The following is a 17,288-nucleotide window of genomic DNA, read 5'->3' as shown; positions in this document are numbered from 1 at the left end:
AAACCCTCATTTCTTGTAATTCTAATTGGTAGATGCTTCCAGAAGAGTCTGGCCTTAATTTATAAGAACATATCGTCATCTAAAAAATCAAGGAATGCTACACCAATATTTAAATAACTATTTTGCTAAATAATTTAAAAAAAATAATTGCTGTATAAAGTGTTTGTTTTAGTTGCACTCTTTGCTAGATTTCATATTAAAGCTTTTGTAAGGATAAATAGGGAGAAGAGATGGCAAAAAATAAGATTCCAAATTCAAGGTTAATGATAAATTATGAAACTAATGTTGATGGTGTTTTGAAGAAAAAAGAATTGCCTTATAGAGTTTTAGTAGTCGGAGATCTATCAAAAGGAAGGTCTGTAGATGCAAAAAAAGAATTTGCAGATAGAGAAGTAAGAAGAATAGATAATGGAGTTGATAGAGCTTTAGAGGATATGAATATATCTTTTGATTTTGAAGCTCCTAATTTTGTCTCTAAAGATCCTAGTAACTTGAAGGTTAATTATAGAATCCAAAGTGTAAAAGATTTTAGGCCTGATGCGGTCGCTAAAAAAGTTCCTGAGATTAGAGCTTTGCTTGAAATGAAAGAAATATTAGCATCTTTTGCTAAGGATATAGAAAATAATCGTAATCTTAAAAAAACGATAGATATGATTTTTTCTGATAGTAATGAGTTAGAAGCTTTAAAAAATAAGATTCCTGCTTTGACAAACTATACGATTAAAGATTCTGATGATGCAGAAGCTGTTGAGTCTCTTGAAACAGGCAAGCAAGAAGAAATAGAAAATAAGTAGGGAGATTTTTTGATGTCAGAAAGTAAATTAAGTCTTACAGATGAGCTTTTGAACAACTTTGGTGGATCAGCAGAGGTTGATAGTGTACTTAAAAATATAGACTTTGATGTTTCAGATGATGCGTCTAAGGTCTTATCGTTATCTACAGACTACAATGCTAGAAACCTTATGGCGTTATCTCTAGTGTTAGCAAATAACGATGCTATTAATAATTATAATCAAAAGTATATCCAAAAAGTTATTACAGTTATTGATAAGCTTATTGATTTACAAGTTAACTCTATAATATCTAATGATGAGTTTAGAACTCTTGAACAGGAGTGGTTGAAAGTACAAGAGGTTTGCCAAGACGATCATGATAATGTAGAGGTAAGTGTAATAGATGTTAAGAAAGAAGAGCTGCAGTATGATTTTGAGAGAAATTTATATGATATATCTAGTAGTGATTTCTTTAAAAAAGTATATGTTGCAGAGTTTGATCAATATGGTGGAGAACCATATGGTGCAATACTAGGCTTATATAATTTTGAAAATACTACAAATGATATAATCTGGCTAACTGGAATGGGTATGGTTGCAAAGAACTCTCATGCACCTTTTGTAGCATCGATTGATAAATCATTTTTTGGTGTAAAAGATCTTTCAGAAATAACGCATATTAAAAGTTTTGAAGCTTTATTAGAGCATCCAAGATATAAAGAGTGGAATGATTTTAGAAACCTTGATGTTGCTGCATATATAGGACTGACTGTCGGAGACTTTATGCTACGTCAGCCATATAATCCTGAAAATAATCCAGTTCAATACAAACTCATGGAAGGTTTTAATGAGTTCGTAGATTATTCAGATAATAATAGTTATCTGTGGGGACCTTCTTCTATTCACTTAGTTAAAAATATGATGAGATCGTACGATAAAACTAGATGGTTCCAGTATATAAGAGGGGTCGAAAGTGGTGGCTATGTAAGAAACCTAGTATCTTGTGTCTACGATAATAAAGGGGTTTTAGAAACAAAACCTCCTTTAAACGTGTTATTTGCTGACTATATGGAGCTATCATTGGCAAATATTGGCTTAATACCTTTTGTAAGTGAAAAAGGTACGAGTAATGCATGCTTTTTTAGTGTAAATTCGGCTAAAAAAGTAGAAGAATTTGTTGATGATTTTGATTCGGCCAACTCAAGATTGATTGCTAATCTTTCATATACTATGTGTATATCTAGAATATCTCACTATATCAAATGTGTAATTAGAGATAAAATTGGAAGCGTAGTAGGAGCGGAGCAAATTCAAAATATTCTTTCAGATTGGATATCAGAGTATGTTACTACAGTATACCAGCCAACGCCTCTAGAGATGGCAAGATATCCTTTTAGAAATGTATCTATAGAAGTTAAAACCATACCAGGTAAACCAGGTTGGTATTCATGCAAAATAAATGTGATTCCACATATTCAATTTGAAGGCATGGATACTACAATGACTATTGATACTAGACTTGAACCAGAATTATTTGGTGCGAATAATAATTAAAAATAAGGAGAATGATTATGAGTGAGATGATAACAAGACAGCAGGTAACAAGTGGAGAAACTATTTATGTGAGAACTGATCCTACAGCATGTATTGGTTCTCATCCTAACCGTAGATTGTTTATTGACTCTTTGACCATAGCTGGAGAGAATCTTGATAAGAACATTGTTGCTATTGAAGGTGGCGATGATGTTACAAAAGCAGATTCTGCGACAGCTGCAGCTAGTGTGATACGTTTGTCAATAACACCGGGGTCTATAAACCCAACAATCAGTATTACACTTGGCGCCTTGATTAAGTCAAGTGTTAGAACTAAGCTTGAAGAGAAAGTTTCTAGTATTTTACAAGCAAGTGCTACAGATATGAAAATCAAGCTAGGTAATTCCAATAAAAAGCAAGAGTACAAGACAGATGAAGCATGGGGTATTATGATTGATCTATCTAGCTTGGAGCTCTATCCTATAAGTGCTAAGGCGTTTTCTATAAGTATAGAACCGACAGAGTTGATGGGTGTTTCTAAAGATGGCATGAGATATCATATAATAACTATTGAAGGTCTAACAACTTCACAAGGTAGCTTGCCTGTATGTGGTGCTGCAAGTACAGATAAAGGTGTTGCTAAAATAGGATATATAGCAGCTGCTTAGTAAATAGGAGTGATGTCTTAATGTTTCTTGAAAGGGTATACTGGGAAGATGGAGTAAGGTTAGATAGAGATATTTTAGATCAGTCAAACTTATCTGTTTTAGAGAGGTCAAGAGCTGCAAACTACTTGCCGATGAATCTTCATAAAGGGATTATTAGCTTTAATTTAGATATTGAAAGTTTGCATACTGGGCTTATTCTCATAAAAGATCTTGAACTCTATTTAGATGAAAAGATATTTGTTTCTTATGATAGGTCTTACCCTTTATCCTTACAAGTAACAACAGATGAGTTGGTTGGTGATATTCCAATATTTTTAGATATTAAAGAAAGGGTAGTTGAAAAAGATGGTACTAAGTATATCTATAATCAACTATCTCTTTCGTTAGAACATGATTATAGCTCTAAATATAGTACACAAATTGCATTATTTAAGTTAGACAGAGGTCGATTAGTATCGGATATTTACGACTTTCCAGTATTAACTCTCAATCATTACTCGATGCAGGATATTTTTGTAAAGCTTAATAGGCTCGTTTCTGAGTTAAAGTCTTTTAACCGTTTTGTCTTCTCGACCTCTAGATCTTATGCAGCTATTATATTGGTATTTATAATTAATAAGTTAGAGAGAGAGCTTAAATTTGCAGAATCAAATAGATTGAATAGCTCTCCGAAACAAATATTTGATTTGGTGCATGATATTTATAGTCTAATTCAACTTAACTTAGATAAAGTTGAGGAGATTGATAGTATTGAATTTGATTTTTATAAGCCTTTGAGAAAGCTTGATTCACTTGCTGATAGGCTACTTAGTCTTTGTGAGTATAGAAAAATTAATAACTTTATTAAATTTGATTTGCATGGAAGAAAATATATATGTGAGAATTTCCCAGAAGAGTTCTTTGTCGCTTCTAGGTATTATATTTTTATAAAAAGGAAAGCGACTGCTCCAGCTAATGTGAAGTTTGAAAATAAAAAAGTCTTACGAATCACGAGCATTAGTAGGAATAAAAATGTTGTTACTCTGTCTCTTTCTGGAATTAAGCTGGTTGAAGTTGAGAACTCGATGATGAATTTTACAACAAGAGTTGATAATATTGATGCAATATATGAAATTCAAAAAGGTTCAGAGTGGGATTTTATACTCGCAGATAGTAGTGCTGTTTTTACCGCTTTTGAAGGCAGCGAAAACTTTGATTTCTTCATAGCTTTTACCTAAGAACTCTTTAACTATAAATATGTGTAACCAGCATATTTATTATTTGGTTTATTATTTTCTATCGTTATGTTTAGTTTTATTCTTATCGAATTGTTCTTGATACTCTTTTTGATTACTTTAACTTTATTTTTTATTCTCTTTATATCGTTATTATTTTTGTTTATAACTATTATGTTTACTTTAATCAAATAAATAAAAGAAGGAATATATCCACCTAGATATATATTGCCTATATTTTTTTGACCTACTAAGGAAGGAGGTCTTCTAATTTTAATTAATTCCTTTTCATAGTTAATAATAGTGCAGTAATCTTCACTAAGAGCTTTATATAGAGCATTAATTGTATTATCAATAGTAAATCTGGGAGCTGCTTTAATATAAGCATTATCTTGAGTCAGTCTATATAATTCCTTAGTTCTAATTATATATCTGTATAATAGAGATCTAATACCGTACTCTAATACTTCAATTGCTAAATCATTATTACTACGAATATATTTTTGGTATTTTGTTTCTAGTTCTGCAAAAGGCTTAAGTTTAAAAACATTTATATCGATATATATACGCTCATTTTTCTTTGATATTCTTAGGATAGTGGCTGATAATGTGCTATCTATTAAGACTGGTTCAAATCTCATCTTCTGGGGAGGAATATTATAAACAGAAAAAATCCTAAGAAGATGATTTAAAGAGAGTTTATGAGATATTTTATTCAATTTATCTATATTCATAACTATTTATACTTTAAAAGTCGAATAATTTATTTAAATCATCACCACTAATATTATCGACATCATCGCTTGTATTATTTTGCTTTAAAGTATCTTGATGAGTATTATTAACTTCTTGATTTTTGGGCTTTGTGTTTATATTGGGCTTATGAGCATCACTATCTTCTAATACTTTATTTTTTTCACGATACTCTTTCTTTGCTTCAGAGTTTGTTTCATAGAAGTGTTCTTTAGCTATTGAAGAAGATGTACTATTGATAAAGTTGTTTTCAGGCATTTTCTCAAGGTCATCCAAAAACTGGCTATAATCGATTTCATACATTTTTTTTGCTACACTCCATTGAATACTCGAAGAGTAATAATCTATATTTTTATGTATATCACCTATTATTGGTGCAATCTTTTTATATAAAGGGAAAAAAACTTCAGGGAAATATTCTTTAGGATCAAAATTTGCTAGTAGATTCTGAATATCATCATAGACTATGGATGTTTCAAATATTCTCTCATCATCAACTAGACTTTTTAGAATTTCTATCTTTTCAACAAGAGATTGCCACTTATCTGAACCTTGTAAATTCTTTTTAGTGACTGATATCAACTCTTCGCTTTTTGTTACGGAATGTTTTACATCCTTATGAGGTTCTTGTTCTACACTTTGATTTTGTTGCTCTTGTGTAGCTATTGATTTTTTTATTTTGTTTAATGTTTTATCTAGTTGTACCTTTAGATCAGAATTATAACTTAGATTATTTTCATCGAAAAATACAGTAAATTTATTAATTAAATTAACTATGTTTTCAATAGTAGTGGATGATTGAGGCTCTAGATTTTTAATTTCAGCAAAATTGATATCAACTACTGCTAAAAATTTGTTAATACCTTTTTCAGCAAGCTCACTTTTCTGTTTAGAATCTAAGGGACTTATAGTTGAAAAGTTTTTTTCTATAAAAGAAAAGTAATCTTCAATGATTTCGGGGGTTGCGCCGATTTGATCTAAGTTCAAGCATATTTCTGAATTCAAGCAAAGAAATAAGCTATATATATCTATACTTTTAGTATCATTAGAATTATCGACTATTTTCTGGACAAATGTATCATATTCGGCATTCTCATATATTGAGTGAGTTCGCATGCTATTAATAAGATTTATCTTATCTTGAGTTTCTAACTCTATATTGTTCAGTGCTGATATTAGTCTACTCATGCTAATCTCCCTAAATTACCAAATCATAAAAATCAATAAACTTATAAGGAATAATCCAAGAGGGACCCCAAACCTTAATAAGATTTTTGCAATTTTACGATATCTCTTTGGAGGAGGGGTACTATTAGAAGTATCAATAAAGCTAACTGAATCAATTGCAGATTTATCTATATATTTATCAACTTCTTTTTTGTAAGCAAGAAAATTATGGTTATAAATGTTTTCATAATATTTACCATAGAAATCATTATTAAGAATTAGAGATATTGTTTGATAGCATAATTGAGGATAGATATTGTCTGATAATAAATTATCAATTATTTCAAAAACATATTCACCACCATCTTTTCTATCATAGTATTCAAGTTGTAGCAGTCCCCAAGAAATATTACTTCCTGCTTCTTCTTTTAGAATCATTAGTTTTTCATCAACATATGCAATTAATGGAAATGTTATGTATTTACATATAGTTTCACTATATTTTTCTAATAATTCTTCTTGAAGGAAAAATATACTTTTTCTGATGTTATTACGATAGTATGCAATTTGCTCATTATCAATGTGATCTGCTTTAACAATTTCCTTTGTACTTTTAATAATCTCTAGAATGATCTCTACTTCTACAAAATCTGCCATTTTTATATCCTTTCTCAAGAGTTATTCAAAACAATTTTTTTAATAAAACTGAAGGTGTTTTGGTTTATGAATTTACATATAATACCTACAAAAAAATCTAAGAAATATTTATATTTCTCATTGTACCTATCGCTAGTGGTTAGAATTAGTTCATTAGTAACAGAATCAATTTCCACTTTATCTAATAAGCTTGATAATAATGATATATTATTATCATCGGTCTTTAAAAGCTTTGCTATAGCTATAAATGTTGTTTTTGAATACATATTCTTAGATATAATCATATCAACCATATTAAACATATCTCTAGAGTTATTGTTATAGTTATTTAATCCTCTATTTATAAAGATTGGAGAAATACTTGAATTTATAGAAGCTATTGCATTTGAGTTAATCTCTATAAGATCAGATATCTCTACTATCTGTGTCCATGTTGTGTATGTGTGTATTTTTGTCTCTAATATTTTGTTATCAAGTTCAGGGAAGACAACATTGTAGTTTAGTGATTGAGAGTTTCTATTAAGATAGTATTCATTTTGACCAGAAAAGACAAAGCCATCAAATGAACAAGGAGTATTGTTTTCATACACTGATAAAACCTCTATTGCTTGAGCATCATCTATTTGATGATGTTTTAGTTTACTATTTGATAGACTCATAGAGGTAAATGTGGCGCTTGAATAATCATCGAAGCTATTAAATATTGGTACCAAATTGACTCTAAATAATGAAGAAAGTCTTTCTTCGCTGTAGTTATCTATTTTTAGATTAAAGTAGAAGTCTATTTTTTGTAGATTATTGTATTTATATTTAAATAAATCTTTGATTCGTATATTAAACCCATACATCAGACTAGGGTTATGAATATTCAAAATCAGTTTTTCAGTTGGTTTAAGTTGTAGGTTAATAGGTTCTACTATTATATCCTTGGTTGAGTATGAGTAGTCTAAAAATCTAATTTTTGCGGAACCGCTATCTACTAGTATTTGATTGAAAATATATGTGGCAAAAAAAGGATCTTCTTCACATAGTCTTGGATCAAGCCATATAGTAAGATAATCATATTCAAAATTATTTTCAAAATCTAATGATATATTTATTAGAGTGTCACTTTTTTTTATGGTTGCTACATTCTTTACAGGTAAGATAAGACTTTCTGATCTTGTTGTATATGTTAAGGATTTATTAGTTCTTTTGTCCTCAATAAAAAAATACTCTTGAGGACGAATATAGTAGCCATTATGACCTTTGTCTCTTATTTCTAATAAACATGATTTAGGAAGAAAATAATATAAACTACTATAATACTTGAATAAAAGGCTACTACTATACTCAGAGATTCTTTTATCAAAATCATTTTTAATATCACTACTTAATTTGTCAAAAGTTTTTTTTAGGATGGCTGCATCATTTGTGCTTAGGTTATCCTTTATTTCATTCATGCCAATAGTCCTTTAAGATGTTTTTGCATTAATCTGCCCACTACTTATGAAGTTCACCATACCTCCAGCAGCAAATGTACATATTGCTTTGTTATTCATAGTATTTATTGGGGCACCTTCTAATAGCGTGGTTGGGTTCGTTGGTATAAATGGTGTAAGGTTCGGTATACATACCCAAGGAAAAACGAAAGGGTTCATTGTCGGGTTGGCTGGGTTTGTACACCCAGCAAAAGGTAGTATATTAGCGCCTAGCTTAGAGTCAGTAATATTAGATGCTGGTAGATTCCCTGCAAGTGTTTTTACTCTTGTACTTAAATAGACTCCTGGAGCGAGACTGAATGAACATTTGATTTGAGCAGTCATAGAGGGAGTTAATGTCGAGGCACTGCCTGAAAGGTTGAGATTTGTAGGGCTTAACAAAGTCTTAATATTATTAAGCTCAGATATCAGATTGGATATTGCATTACTAATACTATCATCATTGTTAGGTGCGGTTTCTAGTCGTTTTAATGAGTCGTTTATTATGTCTAGCATTATATCCTCCAATAAGCATCTTGCTTGCTTTTTAGATCATTAATAATTGGATCGTCTGTAATTTCTTTAAGTGTTAGGAAGTAATCATTGGAAAAGGGTGGTAAATTATATATACCTATAAGAGAAGGGCACTTGTAGCATGCTTGATTTAAAAGGAATAAAGTAAGTTCTTTAGCTTTCTCAGAAGCATTTTTATAATTGGTATTAGAAATATTTTTATTTATTTTTGTTAAATATTTATCAATATTAATTCCCTTGTTGCTAGGATTAGATACTCTAATTTCTCTATATGTTAAAAACTTTTTTTTGCTAAAAAAACAGTTAAGTCTACTTATACCATTTTTATTTTTAATTAATTGTTGTTCAATATCTTTTAATAATGAGTAATTAGACTTTAGTCTAGGATATATCTTATTTAGATGCTTTATATCTTTGTAAAATCTTTCATGATTAAACTCATGTTTTTTGGATATTTGTGAGGTTATTAAATTAAAATTCTTTTCGAACTCGATGAAAGGACCAATTACCTCGAGGTTTTCATCGGATATGGCGATGTTTATAGAAGTAGCTATTTCTAGCAAAGCTTGAAAATACTTATTAGATATTTTTGTAATTAAGTTATTAGGTGACTGTTCTATAATTTTCTCTATAGGCTTGTCATTATTATTTGTAAAAAGGTTTTCATAGAGCTCTCTTTCTTTATGGACTTTTTTATATAGTGTTTCATCATCAAATATTGTATCTGGGATACATTTTAAAGTTATCAAGAGCTGTTCAAAAGACTCAAGTTTAGGCGTGTTTGTTGTATGAGTCTTATGAAAGAAAATATTTTCTAAATTAAAATCATTAAAGTATCGAGATATGCCAAAAATTTGTAGGTCGATAAAATCTATAATCTTTTTTAACTCATCAGAAGGCTGTGTTTCTTGTAGAGATGTTAAAGAGGTGCTTAGAGTATCTGTATTTATTCTTTCGTTAATAATGTTTAGTTTAGTAATATCACTATTTGCAGAATAATAAGCTTTTAAAAGTATGATGTCACTAGCTAAGTAGGTATCTACTTTGAAGATCCCATTTTTAATTATATAAGCAAGATTTATTAAGCTTAAAATGGGATTTTTCCTTAATGGAAGAAAGCTATCTGTGCTTTGTATCTGTTTTACAAAAGTTTTCAGTGTATTAAAATATGTCTCGTACTCAACTATATGTTTATCTGAGTCAGGTTTTTTTAGGGTTTTAGTATATAACTGTGTAAGCTTATCAGTATTAACTTCTATATTAGTATCTTTTGTAACATCTAAAAAAATAGTACCCAATTCATCATTACTACTTGTTATGATTTTTTTTCTATCAGCTATATCTTTGTCAATTACTAACTTATAGTTATCAACTAACTTTCTTAAATCTTTCAAGTAGCCAACAAAAAGTTCAGTATCAGTAGAGTCTAAAATATTGTCGATAACTTTTAATATCTGATTATAAAGCCTCTTAGACATATCAGATAAGTTGAGATTTACTGAATATTTTATATCTTCAATAAGATACCTAATATTATATATATCAAATTTCTTATAATATTTTTTATTTTCAAGTTTAATGATATCGCTGATACATTTATCAAGCTTGTCTACTCTAAAAGACCTTTCTTGGTCATAGTAGAAGTTGATATTTTCAAATAAACGCTTAAGCGCTTTATCAGCAATACTATCCATAAACATTAACCAACCATTGTTGCTGCAGAACCTTTTATACTTGCTGTAGCACTTCCTTTGATATTGACATTTACACCTTCTGCATTAAGGCTTACATCAGCTTTTATACTATTATTTAAGCCTTTTATGCCGATGTTCTGTGCAGCTTGAATATTTGTGTTTGCAGAGCTTTTTACATTAATTGTTCCTGACTCTATAGAAATACTCGAGTCATCAAGCACAATAGTCGAATTACCTATTTTTAGCACAATTTTGCTATCATTAAGCATGATGCTTGATTTTTTCGTAGCTAATAATATTTCTTTTTCCGTTATTGAAATTTTTGAGTCTTTTACATTGTCGATTATTTGCTTGTCAGCAGTTGATTCAATTGATTCAGTTGCGTTATGAGAGATTTTTCCTGAGGATTCTAACTTAGTAGTACAGCCTTTTGACTCATCTTTTATGTCTATGAGTAAACCCTGTTCTTCTAAATTAAAAATATGATCTGCTTTTGACATAAGAGTTATCTCCCTTAATCTTTTTCTATATTGCTATCATTTTTAATAGTAAATTCATTTACTGAATCAGAGCTAATAATATACTTCCAGTTTTCAATATTGTTATTATCCGGCAATATGAAGTATAGAGCATAATCTTTACTATCTTTATTTAACGGAATTTCATTTTCTCCAGTTTTTAGGTTTAATACTTTTACGTTATCATTATATATTCTTTGAGAGATGGACTGATAGTTGTCAGAGTAAAAGGTATTTTTATCAGGTTTAGACTCTAATACGACTTTTGTTTTAGGGACATTGTTTTTGATATACAAACCATCACTTGCACAACTACTAAGTCCTAGAGCTATAATTAATATTAAAAAGGCTTTTTTAAATAAGTTATTGTACATTAGTATCTCCTTGTTTCTGCCAACCTAATACTTGTAAAAATTTTGATTCGACTTTAAAACTTACAGGGTATGTTTTACCGTTATGTTTAACTTCCCAAGTACAAATATTATTTTGATCACAGTTAGCATCTTTAATAGCTTTTAGTATCGACCATTTACCGTGGTAACTTATTTGGTCTGTACTACCGTCTTCAAATTTTATAGTTATAGTCGTTGATTCAAGTGAGTTCCAATTGTAACTAATTTCCATACTATTTGAGTATGCTATATTCAGAGAGTTTACATAGTTTTGCTTATCGAGAATTATACTGAAGAAGGTATAGTCATTATCTTCATTTGGTATGGGAGTTATCTCAAATTTGATAGCTTGAGGATTTCTTTTGTCATCCCATAATAGTTTGTTCAATAAGTATACTTTGTTAAACTTATTTAAGTAATCTACCTGCTCAGAAGCTGAGAAATCGTTACTATACCATTTATCGTTAGTTTTATTATAAGATAATAGTGGCGATAGTTGCTCTATAAATGTTGAGTATATATAACCGTTGCTATCAAAATCTTTTGTTATTGCTTCATTTGTGGCAAAAGTATTACTATTTTTATTGAATGGGAATTGATCAGTTATGAATTCATATTCAATATTAACAGTATTATCAAGTTTGGTTATTGCATCTTTTATAGCTATAGTTTTTATCGCTTCAATAGCTATATCTAGATGTTTTTTAAGTAATTTATATAGGTTGTTATTGTTTGGATTATTTATTTCAGAAAGTCCGGAGTAAACTTTTTGTAGAGGTTTATATCCTTGCTTAATTTCCTTATAAGTATCTGAGTAACCATGTTCTCTTATTAAATTATTCAATTTTTTGAATATCTCTCTATATTCAACATAGCTTTTTGATTTTAGATACTCATCATTTTCGTGGAAGTGGCTATCTATCGGAGCCCATAATGATATGTCTTGATCTTTATTATCCTGTTTACCTAGCTTAGTTATTTTTCCATAGAACTGTTGAAGCTTATTTACTTTCTTAGATGAGTCGACTTTTGAGTCACTAGTTATTAGACTTGTGTTGGTACTATAAAACTCTATTAAGCTATTAAATGAGGAGTCTTTTGATGACATAGCTAATAAATAAAGATTTAAAGCATTTTTATTGGAAATGTTTTTACTGAAATCAGAGTCATTATTAAGTTTATCAATCATTCTGTTGTAAGAATCTATATATTTTGAATTATAGTTGTTTATGGAGCTTTTGTAGATAGCAATCATAAAGTCAGGTTCTATATCAAAATTACTTTTCAGGTTGTTAAGTAATCTATTAAATTTCTTATTAATAGGATCAATATTATCTTTGATGTATTCCTTTGAGTATATTGGAGAAATTAAAATCCTTTTACCATAAAAGTTAGGAGCAAATTCCATATATAGCTTTTTACTTACAGGGTTTATAAGAGGAAGTTCATCTTTATTATATGTTGAGTTAATAACACTATTGAGAACATAGTTTACTAAAGATGTAGTTATAGACCCAGTTTGTTCTTTACCATCATCTGTGACGTCATTGGCATTTTTCTCTAAAGATTTTACTAGGTAGTAAATATGGTCGAGCATATCGCTAAAGCTTTCAAATTTCTTTTCAGTTTCCTCTTGATTAAAGATTAAAGAAACACTTTTTGTGACAGAGCTTATATATGATGAATTACATAATTTCTTTGATGATGTATCAAACTGTTCCTGATACATCGAAAAAATATTGTTAACTTCAATTGGTATTATGTAATTATTTTTTAAGTCTAATATTGAGTTATCAATAGTGCATTTATATAAGTACTTTATATAAATGTCATTGATAAATTTAGCTCTTTTAGTATTAGAAATTCCTAAGTATTCAGCATTGAAGCCTTGTGTGCTTAAGTAACTTTCTGAGTCTTCACCAACGACCAGCAAGCGATCTGTATACAGTTTATTAGCTCTTTTAGTAATGGAGTTAATAGTTTCAGTTCTTAAACTAGAATCGGTGTATTTGATTACTATTTGTAACTGCTTTTGAGAAAGATTTGTGAAGCTACTTATTATTCTAAGCATACTTTCTGTACTTGGATCGATGTTTTTATTAGCTAAATATTCAAAAAATATCAAATAAGAGGTTACTATTGAAAGATCATAGGTTTCGTTATACTTTGGTAAAACTACGCTTTTCAACAAAGCGTTGGCATACTGTTTGTATATAAAGTGATACTTTACTGATTTTGGATATAAGATATCTAGGAGTATTGCATCATCAACTTTTTTTCTAGCTTCTTTTACTACTTCATTCGAGCTGTTTTCTGATGATGGTTTCAGCTCTTTAATAGAAATCTCTTCTTTTAGTCCAATCTCTTGAAAAATATTAATAATAAATATGAAGCTAAACAATAGAGATATTAAGTTTATGATGATACCTCTAGGGGAGCTGCTAAAAAAGATGGTATCTCTTCTTGCTATTATATTATCCGGAATGTTTAAGCCAAAATTAAGAAATATTTCCTTATCAATAGATTTTAATTGAGGGTATATGTTTTTTAGTGATTTTCTTATTTGGTTTAATATTCTTGTATTATTGTATTTATCTTCAATACTATCTTTATGGCTAAGAATTTTTGACAGTATTGCTTCATCAATTTTGTTATTTAGGCCTTCATTTGAGCTTAGTTTGACTATAGATTTTTTACCAATAGCATTATTATAGCTTTGACCATGTTCAGATGAACTGTAGAATGATATTATGAAATTTTTTAATCTTAACTTTGTAAGTTCTTTATAAACCTCACTTATACTATTGTCCTCTTGAAAGTGAGGGTTAGAAATATCAAAGCAGAAATTGAGTTTATAAAACTGTAGGTTTAATTTTCTTCTTAATTTACACAGGTCCGAAAGGTCTTCGGTCCCAAATACTAGTGAAGTATTGGTTTTATCGATAGCTATTAGTGGCAGTTCATTGTTATCAATAATTTGGACGTTAGGCTTTAGCTTTTTTATGTGGTCTTTTGCAGCAGAATAATCTCCATAGAATATATACAGCTCAGCTAAGCTATTCTTTATTTTATTTGTTCTAATAACCGATTTTGCACGTTTTATAATATTCGCAATAGGCTTTTTGCTGGAAGTTTTTGATGTTTTTAGCCACTTCCTTATAAGGAAAATGCTAACAACAGATAGAATGATTACTACTATTATCAGAGAAATTAGTAATATTTGATGATTTTTTATAAAAGTCATATTTTAATTCCCTTTTGATTTGTATCTAAGAAAAATTCCTTTTTTATCGTTTATTAAAAAAGAATTCTCACTAGCTTCGTTAAGTTGAGTTAATGAGAATGTCTCACCATCGCTTGTCTGTGTATATGCCATTTCACAGTTTTCCTTAGCACCAAGAAGTTGTCTTTGTAATAACTGTTGCTGTGCTTTTTCTGTTGATATTGCTGAGTTAGAAATCAACTCAACTATTTCGCCGTCTGTGAATGATTGAGCCTCAACTAAAATAATATCATCATTTCTAAGAGGCATGAATTGGTTATTAGCAGAATTTATATTTACCTTCATTGGTAGGTATATAATTGGTTTTTCAGAAGATTTATCTGGTAGTAATTCTTTGATAACTTCTATTGCATAAAAAATACTGGCTTTACTATTTTGTATAGCAGAAGTGCCTTTTTCACCATTTCCTTGAAACTCAGCAAATGAGCTCTCTTCAGGTTTATAGTTTTTAAAGAATTTATATGCTTTTTTCGAATCGTTATTAACATTTTCTCCGATAGTCACTCTACCATTTATATAGAAATTATGAAAAGACTTGTATTTAGGATATTCAGGAGCTAGGTTGTTATAGTCTTTTATTTTGTAGGTTACTAAATTGTTGTGTGTTAGGTTAAGAGTTTTTGTGAAGGCTATTTTCTCATATACATCGGCCTCAGAAGTACTCTTGTAGTGAAGCTTATTTATGTTTTTATACAGTTGTTGAGTGCTATATTTACTCCTAGTGAATGACAACTCTCTTTCATATATGAATAAATTTTTTATATTTGTTGCTCCTAGTAGGTAATCTTTATCATTTTCTAGTTTGGATAGAGTGATCTCACTATCTATAAAGGGAAGAGTATTTCTCGAGGTTAAAAGTATTTCGAATTCCGAAGTCACAATCTCTTTTTTTTCATCATCCTGATTCTGCAAATATTCAATAGTACTAAGGTTATCTTTATATATCGATGAAAAAGGTTTTATTGAGCCTTTAGAATTTTTTCGCTCTTCTTTTCTCTTATTGTTGATAGTTACGTCTGGAGAAATATCGTTTTCTTTAACGTAGAAGTTTGGTTCGTTAGAGGTTAGAAGTTGTTTTTTTAGGCAACTTATATCATAGGGAGATAGCTTATCCTTCAAGTTATCATCAGAGTTTGCAATGTTGTTTTGTAGGGAACTGTCTACTTTATCAAAGATATAGTAGGTCACTTTACCATTTTTCTTGTTGCAGAAATATTTTAGGTAGCTTTTATTTTGTTGGAGTTGCTCAATAAAAAAATCATAGAAACTTCTATTTATAGTTGAAATAAATGTTTGAGGTATTCGAGTTTTTAGGTTATTACTTTTATTCGTGTCTAAAGAAAATAAACTGTCAAAGAGAAAATTATCTTTAAGAATGTCGTCCAAACTTTTATTGATGTCAATATAAGATGGTTTGTGTTCCATCCAAAGTGCTTTGAGAGGGTCATGGAATTTTATTTTAAATTCTTTTAAACCAGATGAAACACTTTCAGCATAAGAGTATATGCTATATTCGAATTTTTCTTCAGTATCTACATAGTTTGTAGTAGATCCAATAGCTACAAAACGAGTTGATCGTGTGTGATGTTCTTTTTTAGAATCTTTCTTATAAAAATTAAAATCATCATTTATTTGGATATCTATCAGTATAGGTTGATTTGGAGTCAGTAGAAAATCAAAGTCTTTGTGATTGTTTATATATGCCAAATTAAAAGTTAATTCCCCACTAATCCCATAAATATTTTCACATATTTCTAAATTTTTAATATGCGAGTTCTTAATTGTTAGAGAGTTCTGTTTGAAGTATTGCTTATTGTTTGTAGATACAAAGTTGATATTCTCTATTTCAAAGCCTTGATTAATAGGCTTTATATTTATCGTGAGTTCTTGTTTTTGCAGTACTGGGTTGTATCCAATATATTTAGCAAGAATGTTCTTGAGTTTATTAAACTCGTTCAAAGTAGATTTATCTAGCGAGCTAGATCTTTGTATTGAGTTATCGATAACGTTTAGTAATTTATCTATTTTTCTTATGTAATCGTAAGGAAGTTCTAAAATTAGTTTTGATTTGCATGAATTTTCTAAGTCTAAAATAGCCAGTTCTAGACTCTGATTATCTTTATTGTTTGTAGAGAAATATTCAATAAATTGATTTATGATGTTTTTAAGTTTAGTGATTTTACAGTATTGTTGATACTTTTTATAATCAAGCCTGGATATTAGATTATTATCATATAATGTTTTAGTTGTTTTTAGTTGCGTGCTAACTAGGTTTATGTTCTCTATATTATGTCCAACTATAAAATAATTGATCTCACAAGCAAGTTTAGCAGAATAAGAAGTTACACCTTTATTTGTAACATCAGAAGCTAATTGACCAACTACAGTATCAATATTAGAGTCTGTTATATTGCTAATATTTATCATTGCTAACTTAAGTGATTTAAATCTAGTTAAAAAGCATTGTACATAAGCAAATATCTCTAAGCTATATGTTTACAGCTTATATTTTACTAATTTTTAATATGTTTATATGAGTTTGAAAACTAGTGGATGGACAGGGAATTTGGTTGTAAAGATCTAAATTTGAGTGGTATTTACGAGTTATTTGGCTAGATGTTAAAAAAACTTTAATTTTTTTG

Annotated in this window: 14 protein-coding genes; 4 read left to right on the top strand and 10 right to left on the bottom strand. The window is 29.3% G+C overall.

Translation table 11 applies throughout. The features are described 5' to 3' along the window. Nucleotides 1-230: 230 nt before the first annotated feature. The 4 genes from tssB to tssK are packed head-to-tail and all read left to right on the top strand — an operon-like array spanning nt 231 to nt 4,191. The gene (gene tssB / locus FQ699_RS00070; RefSeq protein ID WP_146420602.1) at nt 231-794 is read left to right on the top strand and encodes a type VI secretion system contractile sheath small subunit; all 564 of its coding nucleotides are present in this window, start codon (nt 231-233) and stop codon (nt 792-794) included. Between the two features lie 12 nt (nt 795-806). After that, nucleotides 807-2,327 (top strand): type VI secretion system contractile sheath large subunit, encoded by a 1,521-nt coding sequence (tssC, locus tag FQ699_RS00065; RefSeq protein ID WP_146420601.1) that lies wholly within the window; start codon nt 807-809, stop codon nt 2,325-2,327. 17 nt (nt 2,328-2,344) lie between these two features. After that, nucleotides 2,345-2,974 (top strand): type VI secretion system tube protein IglC, encoded by a 630-nt coding sequence (iglC, locus tag FQ699_RS00060; protein WP_179951639.1) that lies wholly within the window; start codon nt 2,345-2,347, stop codon nt 2,972-2,974. 20 nt (nt 2,975-2,994) lie between these two features. Beyond that, entirely contained in the window at nt 2,995-4,191 is a 1,197-nt protein-coding gene (tssK, locus tag FQ699_RS00055; RefSeq protein ID WP_146420599.1) for a type VI secretion system baseplate subunit TssK, read from the top strand. A gap of 11 nt (nt 4,192-4,202) precedes the next feature. On the opposite strand, the gene iglJ is transcribed toward tssK, so the two are convergent. The 10 genes from iglJ to FQ699_RS00005 are packed head-to-tail and all read right to left on the bottom strand — an operon-like array spanning nt 4,203 to nt 17,073. Further along, entirely contained in the window at nt 4,203-4,922 is a 720-nt protein-coding gene (iglJ, locus tag FQ699_RS00050; RefSeq protein WP_146420598.1) for a type VI secretion system baseplate protein IglJ, read from the bottom strand. A 13-nt stretch (nt 4,923-4,935) separates the two neighbouring features. Next, on the bottom strand, nt 4,936-6,129 hold the full coding sequence (locus tag FQ699_RS00045; RefSeq protein WP_146420597.1) for a type VI secretion system protein IglI family protein: 1,194 nt from the start codon (nt 6,127-6,129) through the stop codon (nt 4,936-4,938). Nucleotides 6,130-6,144: 15 nt separating this feature from the next. Next, entirely contained in the window at nt 6,145-6,765 is a 621-nt protein-coding gene (locus tag FQ699_RS00040; protein ID WP_013922771.1) for a DotU family type IV/VI secretion system protein, read from the bottom strand. 14 nt (nt 6,766-6,779) lie between these two features. Then, nucleotides 6,780-8,207 carry a type VI secretion system baseplate subunit TssF/IglH gene (gene iglH / locus FQ699_RS00035; protein ID WP_146420596.1) on the bottom strand — a complete coding sequence of 476 codons (1,428 nt, stop codon included), beginning with the start codon at nt 8,205-8,207 and terminating at the stop codon, nt 6,780-6,782. A gap of 12 nt (nt 8,208-8,219) precedes the next feature. Beyond that, entirely contained in the window at nt 8,220-8,741 is a 522-nt protein-coding gene (gene iglG / locus FQ699_RS00030; protein WP_146420595.1) for a type VI secretion system PAAR-like protein IglG, read from the bottom strand. Further along, complete coding sequence (locus FQ699_RS00025) at nt 8,741-10,453, bottom strand: hypothetical protein (protein ID WP_146420594.1); 1,713 nt, start codon at nt 10,451-10,453, stop codon at nt 8,741-8,743. Before FQ699_RS00025 ends, iglG begins: the two co-directional genes overlap by 1 nt. Before the next feature lie 5 nt (nt 10,454-10,458). Continuing rightward, on the bottom strand, nt 10,459-10,953 hold the full coding sequence (tssI, locus tag FQ699_RS00020) for a type VI secretion system tip protein TssI/VgrG (RefSeq protein ID WP_013922776.1): 495 nt from the start codon (nt 10,951-10,953) through the stop codon (nt 10,459-10,461). A gap of 14 nt (nt 10,954-10,967) precedes the next feature. Beyond that, on the bottom strand, nt 10,968-11,345 hold the full coding sequence (gene iglE, locus FQ699_RS00015) for a type VI secretion system lipoprotein IglE (RefSeq protein ID WP_013922777.1): 378 nt from the start codon (nt 11,343-11,345) through the stop codon (nt 10,968-10,970). Continuing rightward, complete coding sequence (locus FQ699_RS00010; RefSeq protein WP_146420593.1) at nt 11,335-14,607, bottom strand: hypothetical protein; 3,273 nt, start codon at nt 14,605-14,607, stop codon at nt 11,335-11,337. Before FQ699_RS00010 ends, iglE begins: the two co-directional genes overlap by 11 nt. Before the next feature lie 3 nt (nt 14,608-14,610). Then, complete coding sequence (locus FQ699_RS00005; RefSeq protein ID WP_146420592.1) at nt 14,611-17,073, bottom strand: pathogenicity determinant protein PdpA1; 2,463 nt, start codon at nt 17,071-17,073, stop codon at nt 14,611-14,613. Nucleotides 17,074-17,288: the final 215 nt, after the last annotated feature.

The organism is Francisella salimarina (assembly GCF_007923265.1).
Lineage (GTDB): Bacteria > Pseudomonadota > Gammaproteobacteria > Francisellales > Francisellaceae > Francisella > Francisella salimarina.
Note: the sequence above shows the minus strand (reverse complement) of the source record. Positions and strands in the feature narration are given on the sequence as shown.